At 64.0% G+C, this 14,636-nt stretch carries 11 protein-coding genes; 8 read left to right on the top strand and 3 right to left on the bottom strand.

Features of this window, described 5'->3' with window-relative positions:
* The first annotated feature begins 80 nt into the window (after positions 1-80).
* From ccmI to AC0L3N_RS05075, 4 genes are all read left to right on the top strand, one after another.
* Positions 81-1,214: a c-type cytochrome biogenesis protein CcmI gene (ccmI, locus tag AC0L3N_RS05090; RefSeq protein ID WP_473546095.1), complete on the top strand. Its 1,134-nt coding sequence runs from the start codon at positions 81-83 to the stop codon at positions 1,212-1,214.
* 3 nt (positions 1,215-1,217) lie between these two features.
* The gene (ccmE, locus tag AC0L3N_RS05085; RefSeq protein ID WP_123149883.1) at positions 1,218-1,661 is read left to right on the top strand and encodes a cytochrome c maturation protein CcmE; all 444 of its coding nucleotides are present in this window, start codon (positions 1,218-1,220) and stop codon (positions 1,659-1,661) included.
* A 77-nt stretch (positions 1,662-1,738) separates the two neighbouring features.
* Positions 1,739-3,730 carry a heme lyase CcmF/NrfE family subunit gene (locus tag AC0L3N_RS05080; RefSeq protein WP_473546092.1) on the top strand — a complete coding sequence of 664 codons (1,992 nt, stop codon included), beginning with the start codon at positions 1,739-1,741 and terminating at the stop codon, positions 3,728-3,730.
* Positions 3,727-4,191 carry a cytochrome c-type biogenesis protein gene (locus AC0L3N_RS05075; RefSeq protein WP_473546090.1) on the top strand — a complete coding sequence of 155 codons (465 nt, stop codon included), beginning with the start codon at positions 3,727-3,729 and terminating at the stop codon, positions 4,189-4,191. Before AC0L3N_RS05080 ends, AC0L3N_RS05075 begins: the two co-directional genes overlap by 4 nt.
* Here the strand turns inward: AC0L3N_RS05075 and AC0L3N_RS05070 are convergent.
* Positions 4,188-4,442, bottom strand: coding sequence for a type II toxin-antitoxin system RelE/ParE family toxin (locus AC0L3N_RS05070; RefSeq protein WP_473546349.1), 255 nt, complete (start codon positions 4,440-4,442; stop codon positions 4,188-4,190). The genes AC0L3N_RS05075 and AC0L3N_RS05070 overlap by 4 nt on opposite strands.
* Before the next feature lie 50 nt (positions 4,443-4,492).
* The gene (locus AC0L3N_RS05065) at positions 4,493-4,762 is read right to left on the bottom strand and encodes a CopG family ribbon-helix-helix protein (protein WP_473546089.1); all 270 of its coding nucleotides are present in this window, start codon (positions 4,760-4,762) and stop codon (positions 4,493-4,495) included.
* A 185-nt stretch (positions 4,763-4,947) separates the two neighbouring features.
* Here AC0L3N_RS05065 and AC0L3N_RS05060 point away from each other — a divergent pair, with 185 nt between their 5' ends.
* From AC0L3N_RS05060 to AC0L3N_RS05045, 4 genes are all read left to right on the top strand, one after another.
* Positions 4,948-6,477, top strand: coding sequence for a DegQ family serine endoprotease (locus AC0L3N_RS05060; protein ID WP_473546087.1), 1,530 nt, complete (start codon positions 4,948-4,950; stop codon positions 6,475-6,477).
* Between the two features lie 353 nt (positions 6,478-6,830).
* Complete coding sequence (locus AC0L3N_RS05055; RefSeq protein ID WP_164547000.1) at positions 6,831-7,505, top strand: response regulator transcription factor; 675 nt, start codon at positions 6,831-6,833, stop codon at positions 7,503-7,505.
* Between the two features lies 1 nt (position 7,506).
* Complete coding sequence (locus tag AC0L3N_RS05050; protein WP_473546085.1) at positions 7,507-8,976, top strand: sensor histidine kinase; 1,470 nt, start codon at positions 7,507-7,509, stop codon at positions 8,974-8,976.
* Positions 8,976-11,936: a bifunctional [glutamine synthetase] adenylyltransferase/[glutamine synthetase]-adenylyl-L-tyrosine phosphorylase gene (locus tag AC0L3N_RS05045; protein ID WP_473546083.1), complete on the top strand. Its 2,961-nt coding sequence runs from the start codon at positions 8,976-8,978 to the stop codon at positions 11,934-11,936. Before AC0L3N_RS05050 ends, AC0L3N_RS05045 begins: the two co-directional genes overlap by 1 nt.
* An 89-nt stretch (positions 11,937-12,025) precedes the next feature.
* Here the strand turns inward: AC0L3N_RS05045 and AC0L3N_RS05040 are convergent, their stop codons facing one another.
* A complete protein-coding gene (locus tag AC0L3N_RS05040) occupies positions 12,026-14,353 on the bottom strand; it encodes a PAS domain-containing sensor histidine kinase (protein ID WP_473546081.1) in 2,328 nt (775 codons plus the stop codon).
* Between the last annotated feature and the right edge of the window lie 283 nt (positions 14,354-14,636).

The following is a 14,636-nucleotide window of genomic DNA, read 5'->3' as shown; positions in this document are numbered from 1 at the left end:
GACATGCGACGCATCTGCCGTCAAAGCGTCGCAGGACGCCTGTGTTGGCAGGGCAGGGCTCTGCCGTTATTGGAAGAAGCATGCTGTTCTGGGTCATAGCTGCCATTCTCACGCTGGGTGCAAGCCTGGCGGTTCTGCTGCCGCTGGCCGGCGGCCCGAAGGGTGGTTCGGCGAGCAGCGATCATGACCTTGAAGTCTATCGCGACCAGTTGTCCGAGCTTGACCGGGACGTGGCGCGTGGCCTGATCCAGCCGGCGGAGGCCGAAGAGGCGCGTGCGGAGATCGCCCGCCGCATCCTTCGCCTGGACAATGCCGCCGACAAAGCAGCGGCGCGGCAGCCGTCGATGGCGACCAGGCTGGTTGCGACGGCCGCGGTCCTGGCGGTTCCGCTGGTCAGTTGGGGCTTGTACAGCCAGCTCGGCTCGCCCGAGCTGCCGTCGCAGCCGCTCAGCGAGCGACTGGCCAGGAATCCCGCCGACAGTTCGGTGGACGAACTGGTGGCACGCGCCGAGGCCCACCTTGCCGCCAATCCGTCCGACGGCAGGGGTTGGGATGTTCTGGCGCCGGTCTATCTGCGCATGCAGCGGTTTTCCGACGCGGTGACGGCGTACCGCAACGCCATTCGCCTCGACGGCGACAGCGCTGCCCGCCAGGCCGGCCTCGGCGAGGCGATCGCCAGCGCAGCGGGCGGCATTGTCTCGGCCGACGCTCAGGCCGCCTTCGAGGCGGCGCTGAAGCTCGATCCGGCAAATCCGAAGGCCAGCTTTTATCTGGCGATGGGCATGGCGCAGGAAGGCCGCATTGCGGAGGCGACAGCTGGCTGGCAGAAAATGCTCGCGGCCCTGCCGCAGGACTCAGCCTGGCGCGCCGCCGTCGAGCAGGCACTGGCCGAATCCGCCAGGCAGAGCGTCGCTTCGGGAGTGCCTGCAAAAGGCCCGGACGCCGGGGATGTCGATGCCGCCTCGTCGATGTCGCCGCAGGATAGGGAAGCGATGATCAACACCATGGTTGCGGGACTTGATGAAAGACTTCGGCAAAACCCGCGCGATGCGGAAGGATGGATGCAGCTTATTCGTTCCTATGTCGTGCTGGGCAAGGCCGATCAGGCACGCGACGCGCTCAATCGCGGTATCGCCGTTTTTGGCTCCGATAGTGAGGAAGCGAAGAAATTCACCGCCTTTGCCGTCTCGATTGGCCTGACGGCGACGGAGTAAAACATGACGCGCAAGCAGAAAAGACTGTCGGTGATCGCCGGAGGGTTGGCCTTTCTCGGTGCCGCCACCGGTCTGACCTTCTACGCGCTCGGCCAGAAGGCCTCCTACTTCTACATGCCCGCCGATCTGACCAACGCCAGCCTGCAGCCCGGGCAGCGTATCAGACTCGGCGGCCTCGTCGAAAAAGGTACGATCGAGCGCGGTCAGGGGGCCACCGTCGCCTTTTCGGTGACCGACAACCAGAAGCAGGTCAAGGTCACCTACACCGGCATTCTTCCCGACCTTTTCCGCGAGGAGCAGGGCGTCATCACTGAAGGCACGTTTCGCCCGGACGGCGTCTTCGTCGCCGACAGCGTGCTGGCCAAACACGACGAGAACTACATGCCCAAGGAGGTGGCCGAGAGCCTCAAATCCAAGGGCGTGTGGCAGGAGAGCAAGAGTGACTAAGCAGGTTCCGCAAAAGTGTCCCTCGGTTTTGCGGCAAGATCCTGCGGCAAAACAAAAACCTGGCGGGCTTGGCCACAATGGTTGAAACCGGACATTTCGCGCTGGTCCTGGCGTTCGCGCTGTCTTTGGTGCAGACGCTGGTGCCGATGTTCGGCGCGCGCATGAACAACCAGAAGATGATGGCTGTCGGCGGTCCGGTCGCAGTGACCGGCTTTGCCTTGACCGCTCTGTCCTTCGCGGCGCTGGCGATCGCCTACGCAACGTCCGATTTTTCGGTGGCCAACGTCTGGGACAACTCGCATTCGCTGCAGCCGCTGATCTACAAGATCACCGGCACCTGGGGCAATCACGAGGGCTCGATGCTGCTCTGGGTGCTGATCCTGACCTTTTTCGGCGCGCTCGTCGCTGCTTTCGGCAGCAATCTTCCCGCGGCCCTTCGAGCCAATGTGCTGGCCGTGCAAGGCGCGATCGGCGCCACCTTTTTCCTGTTCATCCTGGCGACGTCCAACCCGTTCGCCAGGCTCAATCCGGCGCCGATCGAGGGCCGCGATCTCAACCCGATCCTGCAGGATCTTGGCCTCGCCATCCATCCGCCGCTGCTCTATCTCGGCTATGTCGGCTTCTCGATCTGCTTTTCCTTCTCGGTCGCCGCCCTCATCGAAGGCCGCATCGACGCGTCCTGGGCGCGCTGGGTGCGGCCATGGACGCTGGTCGCCTGGATGTTCCTGACCGGCGGCATCGCCATGGGTTCCTACTGGGCCTATTACGAGCTTGGCTGGGGCGGTTTCTGGTTCTGGGATCCGGTCGAGAACGCCTCCTTCATGCCTTGGCTGGCCGGCACCGCGCTGCTCCATTCGGCGATCGTCATGGAAAAGCGCTCGGCCTTGAAGATCTGGACGCTGTTGTTGGCGATCCTGACCTTCTCGCTGTCGCTGCTCGGCACCTTCCTGGTGCGCTCCGGCGTGCTCACTTCCGTCCACGCCTTCGCCACCGATCCGACGCGCGGCGTGTTCATTCTCTGTATCCTGACACTGTTCATCGGCGGATCACTCGCGTTGTTCGCCTTTCGCGCCTCCAGGTTGACTGCCGGCGGCCTGTTTCATCCGATCTCGCGCGAGGGGGCGCTGGTCCTCAACAATCTGTTCCTGACCACAGCCACTGCCACCGTGCTGATCGGCACGCTGTATCCGCTGGCCGTCGAGGCCGTTTCTGCCGACAAGATTTCGGTCGGCGCGCCATTCTTCAACCTGACATTCGGCCCGCTGATGGTGCCGCTTCTGGCCGTGGTCCCGTTCGGGCCGCTGCTGGCCTGGAAGCGCGGCGACATTTTCGCCGTCGCCCAGCGGCTGATGGCGGCCTTCGCCGCAGCGCTTCTGGCCGTGCTGGTGACGGCCTTGTTCATCGACGGCGCGTCGGTGTTCGCAGCGCTTGGCGTCGGCCTGGGCTTCTGGCTGATCTGCGGCGCGCTCACCGATATTGCCGTTAAGTCCGGCTTTGGCAGTGTCGCGCCCGGCACCATGCTCAGGCGCTTCGCCGGCCTGCCGCGTTCGGTCTTCGGCACCGCGCTCGCCCATCTCGGCCTCGGGCTGACAACGCTGGGGATCATCGGCACGCTTTGCTTCGGCACCGAAAGGATCTTGTCGATGCATGCAGGCGAGACCGTGCAACTGTCCGGCCACACGCTGCGTTTCGAAGGGCTCTATCCGGCCCAGGGGCCTAACTATAGCGAGGATCGCGGCCGCTTCGCCCTGCTCGGCGCCGATGGACGCACTGCCGCTGCAATCACCTCGTCCAAGCGCTCCTATCCCGTCCGGCAGATGACGACGACCGAGTCCGGTATCAAGACGATCGGTTTCAGCCAGCTCTATCTCTCGCTTGGCGACGAGGCGACCGACGGCTCCGTCGTGGTGCGGCTATGGTGGAAGCCGCTGGTGACGCTGATCTGGGGCGGCGCCCTTGTCATGATGGCAGGTGCTGCGATGTCGCTCATGGACCGGCGGCTGCGCGTCGGCGCACCGTCCCGCCGCCGCAAGTCGACGGGCGCCGTGTCTTCTGCGAGCCTGCCATGACCGCGAGATTTTCGCTGGTTTCGCTGATCCTGCTGCTGACACTGTTGTTTGCCGGCGCCGCGCTTGCGGTGAAGCCAGACGAGGTTCTGGCCGACCCGGCGCTCGAGGCGCGGGCGCGGACGCTTTCGGAGCAGCTGCGCTGCATGGTTTGCCAGAACCAGTCGATCGACGAATCCGATGCCGAACTTGCCCGCGACCTGCGCGTGCTGGTTCGCCAGCGCCTCGTCGCCGGCGACACCGACCGGCAGGTGATCGACTACATCGTTTCCCGCTACGGCGAGTTCGTGCTGTTGAAGCCGCGCTTCAGCCTGCGCAATGCGCTGTTGTGGGGCACGCCGGTCCTTCTGCTGCTTGCCGGCGGGATTTTCATCGTGCTGACCGCCCGGTCGCGCCGTTCGACGCCTGCGGCCATGCTCACCGCCGAGGAGAAGGCAGCGTTGGACAAGATGCTGGGTAACTAATTCGGCCATTCCTCCGGCGGCCAGTCCCGGGACGTGTGAATGACGTGCAAGATAACGACGCTCTCACGCCCAGCGATCGGCCGCAGCTCATAGGCAATGACGTGGGGCAGGCGGCTGATGGGCTTCTCATAGGTGCCTGTTACTCGGCCAGGCCGGCCCGTCGCCATGTCGCCAAGACCGCGGCCCGCATCACGAATGCGATCCGCAAGGCGTCTGGCGGCGGCTGGATTGTCCCGCGCGATGAAGGCGATTTGCTGTTAGATGTCGTCCAGCGCTTCTCGCGACCAGGTGACGAACCGCTTCACGCCTTGTCCGCGCGCTTGCCTTTCGATGCTTCGATGATGGCGTCGATTTCCGCCATGGCTTCGTCGTGCGGCACGACACGGCCAACTGCCGCGTCGGCCATGCCGCGTTTGATGCCTTCGATGATCTCGAGCTCGCGATCGACATAGGCCGATATCGCCTCGGCCGCCAGGAACGATTTGCTGCGCCGAGTGTCGGCGGCGATCCGCTCCAGCTTCAGCTTGGTTTCGGACGAAACCCGAATCGTCATGGTGGCGCTTGCGGTCATAGTGAAAGCCTTGTGCTGAACTGTGTACAACATAGGGCAACGGGCAGGCGCGACCAAGGGGTTCGTGCCCGCAAACATTACCAAAGTTTCATGCACCGGAAATGGCGCCGTAATGTGCGCGCCTCTATTTCTCTTGCCTGAGGATGCCGACCGAAGCGCATCCCTTGAAAGAGGATACGACACCCATGCATATTGCCCCCAATTCATGTCCCCGCACCCGCAAACGCCTGATGGCTGCCGCCGCTTCAGTTGCCATTGCCGGCGCGATCGGCTTCGGCGCGGTTGCCACCGGGACAGCCCCGGTCCTGGCCGACGCCGTGCGTGTCGAGGCGCCGCAGGTCCCCAGCTTCGCCGATGTGGTCGAGCGCGTTTCGCCGGCGGTCGTCAGTGTCCGTGTCAAAGCCAAGATAGAATCGACCGCCGACGACGGCTCCGACCTGCCGGACGCTTTCGGCAATCTTCCCGATGATCCGCAATTGCGCCGCTTCTTCAGGGAGTTCCGTGGTTTTGGCGATCAGGATGGCCGGGATGGAATGCGGCGTTTCGGACGCCGTGACCGCCAGCCGCGGCCGGTCGCCCAAGGGTCCGGTTTCTTCATCTCCGAGGATGGCTACCTCGTCACCAACAACCATGTCGTCGGAGACGGCTCGTCCTTCACTGTGGTGATGCATGACGGCAAGGAACTCGACGCCAAGCTGGTCGGCACGGATCCGCGCACCGACCTCGCGGTGCTCAAGGTCGAAGGCGACGGCAAGTTCACCTATGTCGACTTCGCCGATGATTCAAAGGTTCGCGTCGGCGACTGGGTCGTGGCCGTCGGCAATCCGTTCGGCCTCGGCGGCACGGTCACCGCCGGTATCGTCTCGGCCCGTGGCCGCGATATCGGCGCCGGTCCCTATGATGACTTCATCCAGATCGACGCCTCGGTGAACCGCGGCAATTCGGGCGGCCCGACCTTCAACCTCAACGGCCAGGTCGTCGGCATCAACACCGCGATCTTCTCGCCGTCCGGCGGCAGCGTTGGCATTGCCTTCGACATTCCCGCCTCGACCGCCAAACAGGTCGTGCAGGATTTGATGGAGGACGGCACCGTGCAGCGCGGCTGGCTTGGCGTCGAGATCCAGCCGGTCACCTCCGAAATCGCCGAATCGCTCGGGCTGAAGTCCGATAAGGGTGCGCTCGTTTCCAGCGCCCAGGACGATGGTCCCGGCAAGAAGGCCGGCATATCAGCCGGTGACGTCATCACTCAGGTGGACGGTAAGGACGTCGCTTCGCCGAAGGAACTCGCCCGTCTGATCGGCGCCTACCAGCCCGGCAAGCCGGTCGACGTCACGCTGTGGCGTGACGGCAAGAGCGAGACGGTCAAGGTCGATCTCGGCACGCTGCCTTCCAGCGACAAGCAGGCCTCGGCCGACCAACAGCCTTCCGCTCCGCCAAAGGCCGATACGCTGGCCGATCTTGGCCTCACCGTCACCACATCCGACGATGGCAAGGGGCTTGTCGTAACCGATGTCGATCCCGACAGCGATGCCGCCGATCGCGGCATCCAGCCCGGCGACATCATCACCTCGGTCAATTCGACGGAGGTCAATGGTACAGACGACGTCGCCAAGGCCATGGCCGACGCGGTGAAGTCGGGCCGCAAGGCGGTGCTGATGCAGATCACCCGCGACGACAGCAACCGCTTCGTCGCGCTGCCTGTCGCCAAGGGCTGACGTTCCAGACTTTTCCGGTGCGGCGGTTTCAAACACCCGAGCCGTCGCATGGGAGAAGCACGGGGCTTGAATACGTTAATCAGTCATCGCGTTCCGCCCGAGCGGCAGCGGGCTCCCATCGCCCGCTGCCGCTCGAACAAAGCATGACGATATGCTCAAACAACAAAGCATCTCGCCCAAAAGCCTGCCTCGGGCTTGATACGAGGGTGCCCGATGGCTCTGGGGCAACGACATTTCAAAACAAAGACTTACTGCGTATCTTTGAATCAATTTGTTCGCGATACGCCCTGGTGAAGGCCACGATGCATATGCCGGCCACTCAATCTTCCAGCGAAATCGCGTATAACGGTCCCATGAAGATTCTCGTCATAGAAGACGATCGCGAAGCGGCCGATTACCTCCAGAAAGCCTTTACCGAGGCCGGCCACACCGCCCATGTCGCCGGCGACGGCGAAACCGGCTTCGCGCTCGCTGACTCCGGCGACTATGACGTGATGGTCGTCGACCGCATGTTGCCGCGCCGCGACGGCCTGTCGGTCATCGCCGGTCTGAGATCCAGAGGCAATACAACGCCGGTGCTGATCCTGTCGGCGCTCGGCGAAGTCGACGACCGGGTCACCGGCTTGCGCGCCGGCGGCGACGACTATCTGACCAAGCCCTATGCGTTTTCCGAGCTTTTGGCCCGGGTCGAGGTGCTGAACCGCCGCGCCAGCGCCAGGGAAGCCGAAACCGTCTACCGGGTCGGCGATCTCGAACTCGACAGGCTCTCTCATTCGGTGCGGCGCGCGGCGCGCGAGATCACGCTGCAGCCGCGCGAGTTCCGCCTGCTTGAATATCTGATGCGCCATGCAGGCCAGGTGGTGACGCGCACCATGCTGCTGGAAAATGTCTGGGACTACCATTTCGATCCGCAGACCAACGTCATCGACGTTCACGTCTCGCGGCTGCGCGGCAAGATCGAGAAGGGCTTCGACAAGCCGATCCTGCACACGGTTCGTGGCGCCGGCTATATGCTCAAGAGCGGGTAGCATGGCTCTCTCCATGCCGGCCATCATGAAGACGACGGCAGCGCGGCTTTCGGCGCTCTATCTCCTACTGTTCGCCATCTGTGCGGTGCTGCTCGTCTTCTACATGACCTCGCTGTCGGCACGCATGCTGACCGGCCAGACGCAGGAGACTATCAACGACGAAGTGCTCGGCCTCGCCCGGGCCTACCAGCGCGGCGGCTTGCCGCTGCTGGTCCGCGTGGTCGAGCAGCGCTCCCGCCAGCCCGGCGCCAATCTCTATTTGATCGCCGACACCAACGGCCAGATCCTAACCGGAAACGTGCAGAGCCTGGAGCCCGGCGTTCTCGAAGCCGAGGGCTGGACGACGGAGCCGTTTTCCTATCGGCGCTTCGGCGAGGGCGAGCTCGAGCGGCAGCGCAACCCAGTCGCCGACCCGAACGAACCCAGCCAGAGCGAAGTCCAGGTCGAAGGCGAGAAGGGCCACAACGCCATTGCTTTGGTGCTGCGCCTGCCGAACCAGATGATCATGCTCGTCGGCCGCGATCTCGGCGAGCCGGAGCGGTTCCGCGCCGTCATCCGCCGCGCTTTGATGCTGGCGCTCGGCATGATGGCGCTCGGCGGACTCTTGATTTGGTTCTTCGTCGGACGCGCGGCGCTGAAGCGGATCGACTCGGTGTCGGAGGCCAGTCGCCGCATCATGGGCGGCGACCTTTCCGGCCGGCTACCGGTCACCGGCGCCGGCGACGAGTTCGATCGGCTCTCCGAAAACCTCAATTCCATGCTGGCCAGGATCGCCACGCTGAATGAAGGGCTGAAGCAGGTCTCCGACAACATCGCCCACGATCTGAAGACACCGCTGACCAGGCTGCGCAACCGTGCCGAAGCAACGCTTTCCGGCAAGCACAGCGCTACCGACTACCGCCAGGCGCTGGAAGCGACCATCGCCGAGTCCGACCAGCTGATAAAGACCTTCAACGCCATCCTGATGATCTCCAGGCTTGAGGCGGGCTATTCCTCAGAAAGCACCAGCCGGGTCGATCTGGCTGCGTCCGTGCGCGATGTCGTCGAGCTCTACGAGCCGGTGGCGGAGGAGGCGGGAGTGACACTCGAGACCTCGGTGCAGGATGCCTTCGCCGTTGAAGGCAATCGCGAGCTGATCGGCCAGGCGCTATCGAACATCGTCGACAACGCGATCAAATATTCGACCGATTCGACATCCAAGCCGATCGTCCGCGTGACGCTCGATCGCGTCGGTAGCGAAATCAGGCTTTCCGTCACAGACAACGGCCAGGGCATTCCCGACGATGCCGATCGCGCCAGGGCGACCGAGCGTTTCGTGCGCCTGGAGAAGAGCCGCTCGCAGCCGGGCTCCGGTCTGGGCCTCAGCCTTGCCAAGGCAATCATGACATTCCACAACGGACGGCTTGATCTTCTGCCCGCCGATCCCGGATTGTCCGTCGTCATGAGTTTTCCCGAACGGGAGGATCGCTGATGGCGGTGAGGGCGGCTGCGGAACAGACCAACTGGCTTCTGAAGCCGGCGGCAAAGCTCGTCCCCCTGGATCGGAACCGCGCCAGGCGCGAATTGTCGGAAATCGCTTCCGCTGCGCAGGAAGACGGGCTTCCCCGGCTCGCGAAATTTCTCACCGGCAAGGGCGCCGTCCAGGATTTCCTCGCCGCAGTGTTCGACCTGTCGCCGTTTCTCCGCGACACAGTACGCCGCCGCCCGCAGATCGTGGATGCGCTTTTCGATGAAACCGTCGTGGCCCGGCTGGCGTCGATCGGCGCCTCCATCGACAACGCTGCGCGGGCGGAAGCCATCTCCGAAAACAGCCTGATGATGGAGCTGCGGCAACTGAAAGCGGAAGCGCATGTCCTGATCGCGCTGGCCGACCTTGCAGGCGAGGATGAAACAGCAGTCACACTACAGCGGCTGAGCGATCTTGCCGACGCCTGCACCCGCGCTGCCGTCGACTTCCTGCTTCGCGACGCGCACGGACAAGGCAAGCTCAAACTGCCGGACCTCGAGGATCCGGCGCGCCGGTCGGGCTGGATCCTGCTCGGCATGGGCAAGCTGGGCGCCCATGAGCTGAACTTCTCCTCCGACATCGACCTCGTCGTTTTCTTCGACCCGCAGGCGTCTGCCGTCGTCGACCCGCTCGATGCGACGGAGCTGTTTTCGCGCCTGACGCGCCGGCTGGTCCGCATTCTCCAGGATCGCACCGAACACGGCTATGTTTTCCGCACCGACCTCAGGCTTCGTCCCGATCCCGGTTCTACGCCGCTGGCGATCCCGGTCGAGGCGGCACTGCGCTACTACGAGGCGCGCGGCCAGAACTGGGAGCGCGCCGCCATGATCAAGGCGCGTCCGGTGGCCGGCGATCTCGCCGCCGGTACTGCGTTCCTGAAGGATCTCCAGCCCTACATCTGGCGCAAATACATGGACTATGCGGCGATCGCCGACGTCCATTCGATCAAGCGCCAGATTCACGCCCACAAGGGTCTTGGTGAGATCGCGGTGAAGGGCCACAACGTCAAGCTCGGCCGCGGCGGCATTCGCGAGATCGAATTTTTCGTCCAGACCCAGCAGCTCATCGCCGGCGGCCGCTTCCCCGAGCTGCGCGGCCGCGTGACCGTGCCGATGCTTGGCCAGCTTGCGGCACGCGGCTGGATCACGGCCGATGCGCGCGACGCGCTCGCCCGGCAGTACTGGTTCCTGCGCCGCGTCGAGCATGCCCTCCAGATGGTCGCCGATGAGCAGATCCATGTACTGCCGGAAGATGACGAAGAGCTCGAACGCATTGCCCGCATTCTGGGCTTTGCCGAGGCGGCGGCCTTTGCCGAGGCGTTCCGCGCCGCACTCCACCAGGTCGAACGCCACTACGCAGCACTCTTCGAGACTGCGCCCGAGCTTTCGGCGGGCATTGGCAATCTGGTCTTTACCGGCGATGTCGATGACCCCGATACGTTGCAGACCCTGCAGAGATTGGGGTTCCAGCGGGCGAGCGACATCTGCCGCGTCATCCGCGGCTGGCATTTCGGCCGCTATCGCGTCACCCAGTCGGCCGAGGCGCGCGAGCGGTTGACCGAACTGACGCCGGCGCTGCTGCAATCCTTCGGTCAGACGCGCCGGGCGGACGAGGCGTTGATACGCTTGGACGAATTCCTTGCCGGCCTGCCCGCCGGCATCCAGCTCTTCTCGCTGCTCCAGTCCAATCCGGCTCTGCTGAAGCTGCTGGCGACGATCATGGGCGCGGCCCCACGGCTGGCCGCTATCATCACGCGCCGGCCTCACGTGTTCGATGGCCTGTTGGATCCGGCCCTTTTGACCGAGCTGCCGGACCGCGCGTACCTGTCCGGCCGTCTCGCCGCCTTCCTCGAGGGCGACAGGGCCTATGAGGACGTGCTCGACCGCTTGCGCATCTTTGCGTCCGAGCAGAAATTCCTGATCGGTGTCAGGCTGCTTGCCGGCTCGATTGATCCGGCCCGCGCCGGCCGTGCCTTTTCCGATCTGGCCGATCTCACCATCGACGCGGCGCTGCGGGCGGTCATCGCCGAGTTCGCGCTGCGTCACGGTCGAATCGCCGGCGGCACCGTTGCGCTGCTCGGCATGGGCAAGCTCGGCAGCCGCGAACTGACGGCCGGCTCAGATGTCGACCTCATCCTGCTTTATGATCACGATGCGGATGCCGAAGAATCCGACGGCGACAAGCCGCTCGCCCCATCCCACTATTACTCCAGGATGACGCAGCGGCTGATATCAGCCGTGTCCGCGCCGACCGCCGAGGGCGTTCTCTACGAGCTCGACCTTCGCTTGCGGCCGTCCGGCAACAAGGGGCCGGTTGCCACTCATGTCGATGCCTTCAAGAAGTACCAGCGCAAGGACGCCTGGACATGGGAGCATATGGCGCTGTCCAGGGCCCGCGCGATCGGTGGCGATCAGGCGCTGTGCACCGAGGTCGAGGCCGAGGTGGCGGCGGTGCTTGCCCTGCCGCGCGACAGCGCCAAGGTGATGGCCGAGGCTGCCGAGATGCGCGCGATGATCGAGAAGGAGAAGCCGCCGCGCGATCTCTGGGACATCAAGCTGATCCCGGGCGGTCTCATCGACCTCGAATTCATCGCGCAGGTGGCGGTGATCACGGGAAAGCTCGAAGCCGGCCGCCGGGTCACCGGGACAGCGGAAGCCCTGTCGAGGCTGGCGCCTGATTTCGCCGAGGCCCAGGTCAGGCAGGAGCTTTGCGATGCCTATGCGCTTTATCTGGCGCTGACCCAGATGACGCGGCTCTGCCTCACCGGGGTGTTCGAACGGGACGATGTTCCGCCGGGGCTTTTGGATCTGCTTCTGGCGGTCACCGACCTGCCGGATTTCGCTGTGCTGGAAGCGCACCTCAAGGAGACGTCGCAAAAGGTCAGAAAGGATTTCAACCTTTTGCTTCGTGCGAAACGCACATGACGTCGCAACACCAAACGGCTGCTTTGAATTGCATCGGGGGCGCTGCCCCACGGCGTTTCCGAAAGTTGCAACCGCTTCACGAACAGAGGTCAGGCGGCGGCCCTGACCGGCTGCGTCGGCTTCTTGATCGGAATGCGCACCGACACGATCGTGCCGGTGCCTTCGGTGGAGCGGATTTTCAAGGCGCCGCCCTGAAGTTCGGCCAACGAGCGTGAGATGGCAAGGCCAAGGCCGGAACCGGCATGGCTCTTGGAAAACTGGTTCTGCACCTGTTCGAACGGCCGCCCGAGCTTGCTCAGCGCCTCCTTCGGGATGCCGCAGCCATTGTCTTCGATCGTCAGGACCAGAGCGCTGGATGTGTTGCGGGCCCTTACCGCGATGCGGCCGCCCTGGCCGGTGAATTTCACCGCGTTCGACAGCAGGTTGATGATGATCTGCTTGATCGCCCGGCGGTCGGCGAACAGCGTCAGTGAGTCAGGGATGCGTGTTTCGACGGTGATCGACTTTTCCGCTGCCTGCAGCGAGATGACGCGCACCGTTTCCCGCATCAGCGGGCAGAGGTCGATTTCCTCCTGATCCATCGAGAACTGGCCGGCCTCGATCTTCGACATGTCGAGGATGTCGTTGATGACGCCCAGAAGATATTTGCCGCTGCCGTTGATGTCGGTAGCGTATTCCTCGTAGCGCGGCGAACCCAACGGCCCGAACAGCGCCTGTTCCATCAGCTCCGAGAAGCCGATGATCGCGTTGAGCGGCGTGCGCAATTCATGCGACATGTTGGCCAGGAACTCGGATTTGGCCCGGTTCGCGGCCTCGGCGCGCTCGGTTTCCTTCATGTACTTGTGATTGAGCTCGACCAGTTCGCGCGACCGCTCTTCCTCAGCCCGGCGCGCAAGGCTGAGATCGTGGATCGTCGCCATCAGCCGGCGCTCGCTGTCGACCAGCTTCTCCTGGTGCAGCTTGATCTGGGTGATGTCGGAGCCGACCGAGACGGTGCCGCCGTCCCTGGTACGCAATTCGTTCACCTGCAGCCAGCGGCCATCGGCAAGCTGCCGCTCGAAGGTTACGCCGCCCTGCTGCCCGTTGGTGTTGGCAAGCCGGCGCTCCGAGGCGAAGGCAAGCATGCGATCTTCCAGAACGGCGCGCGAGGCGCCCGGCATCACGTCGCGGTCCGACAGGCCGTTGTCCTGCTGGTATTTGGAATTGCACATGATCAGGCGCTGGGCGGAATCCCAGAGCACGAAGGATTCGTTGATGTTTTCGATGGCCGTTCGCAGGCGAAGATCTGCGGCCTCGGAGCGCAGCGCCAGGTGCCGCTGCTCGGTGACATCAACGGCGATGCCGATCAGCTGGATCTCCGGCGCTTCCGGGTCGATCACCTGCGCCCTTGCGCGCATCCACACCCATTGTCCGTCGGCATGGCGCATCCGGAACACCTGGTCGATGTGATCGATCTCGCGTGCGACGATCCTGTTGGCGAGCTGGAACAGGTCGCCGTCCTCGGGATGGATGATCTCGTCGACCTCGCCGAACGACAGCATTGTGTCGCAGGGCTCATAGCCCAGCATGTCGTACATCGAGCGCGACCAGTACATCTTGCCGCGCACCATGTCCCAGTCCCACAGGCCGCAGCGGCCGCGCACCAGCGCCATATCGATGCGCTGGTGCGCTTCGAGATAAATGCGGTCGGCGGCCTGGGCGCGCGCCGCCTGGCCGAAATAGGCGTAGAGGATGACGATCAGCACGCCGGCTGTCAGCACGAACAGCGTGACGTTGAGCGAAACGGTCTTGCGCCACGTGTCGAAGACCGCTTCCTGCGGTACGAGCGCTGCGGCAGCACCGTTCCTGGCATTTGTCAGGCTCACCGCGGCATACCAGTCCTGGCCGCCGATGCTTACCTCCATCACCCCGGCGCGGTCGCCGAACATGAACAGCGGCTGACCGCCCTGGGCGATGACGTCGAGCGACCGCCCTTCCCAGCCCGTCGATTGCGGTGTCACGGCGACGATCTTGAACGCGCTATCGGTGACCGCAAGCACGTGGCTTCGGCCCATGGCGCCCTGACGGCTGATGCCCTCCAACAGGTCCTGCGTCGCGCCAGGCGTTGAGGCCATCTTCGCATCGGTGCTAATCGAACTGGCGAGTTGGCCCGCCGCGAGCGAAAGGATCGCCTTGGCGTCGCGTTCCACGTCGTCACGTTCGTTCATCAGCGACAGGAACCGCAGCGCCGCGATGACGACCAGGAAAATGATGATGAGGGCCGGTATCGATCGACGCAACAATGGCTCGGCTGCCAGAAGCCGTCGGTAGGCGGGTTCGGCGATGAGCCGCGCGTTGCCGGCGAGACCATCGCTTCTCGTCTCACGCTGCTCAAAACCCGTCCCTCCGGGCGCGCCCCACGCGTCCGCCTTCGCCATAAATGGCTCTCCCCGATTTTAAATCTGCTTGGCGATCCGGCGACGCCGCACTTCCGAATCTTCAGCTAAAGAATCAAAGGTGATTCGGCTTGTCCATAGGCGCGGCGAAAAAAGATTAAAAATCGACTAAAATAATGGCTTTTCCGCCCGATGCCGGGCGGCAACCTTCAAAGGTGTGGCGAGATTCAGGTCAGGCCGCGCCGAGAATGGTGGCTTCCGAGAACCGGAGCGGAGCGTACTTTTGGGTACGTGAGCACCGGAAGCGCAGAAAACCGCCGTTCGC

The sequence above is a fragment of the Mesorhizobium sp. WSM4807 genome, assembly GCF_055811615.1.
This window is presented reverse-complemented; position numbering and strand designations above follow the sequence as displayed.